This is a genomic window from Candidatus Nanopusillus massiliensis, assembly GCF_920984865.1.
On record NZ_OV100765.1, the window covers coordinates 480,366 to 480,718 of the forward strand.

Annotated in this window: 1 protein-coding gene (only partly in view); it reads right to left on the reverse strand. The window is 26.3% G+C overall.

Translation table 11 applies throughout. The annotated features are described in order from the left end of the window. On the reverse strand, positions 1–353 hold the 3' portion of the coding sequence (locus LUA84_RS03395) for a hypothetical protein (RefSeq protein ID WP_457913298.1). 16 nt of this gene lie beyond the right edge of the window; the window shows 353 of its 369 coding nt (coding positions 17–369); its start codon lies beyond the right edge, outside the window — the gene reads right to left on this strand; it ends in the stop codon at positions 1–3.

Here is a 353-nt window from a genome sequence, read left to right on the forward strand (position 1 = left end):
CTATAGTTCTAAAGGAGTATATACGTCCTTTACTGTTAATTTCTTTGTAAATATTGATTTTTGTTTTCTTTCTGTTACTAATTTCTCTGCAACTATCACCAACACTTCTGTTTTTACAAATAAACTTTCAATATAATCTTTATCATANNNTGTAGCCAAAGATAAAGCTCTAATAGTAAATTTTTCAGCTATTCCTATATCTTTATCTTCCCATAGATAAAAAATCATCCCCTGAATGAAATAAATGTCTCTTTTAAAGAATCTTATATCTATTTCTTTAATAAATCTTGCCAATATTTTTGTTTTTTGGTTTTTTTCAGAAACAGATTCCAATTTCCTAAACACCTCAGCAA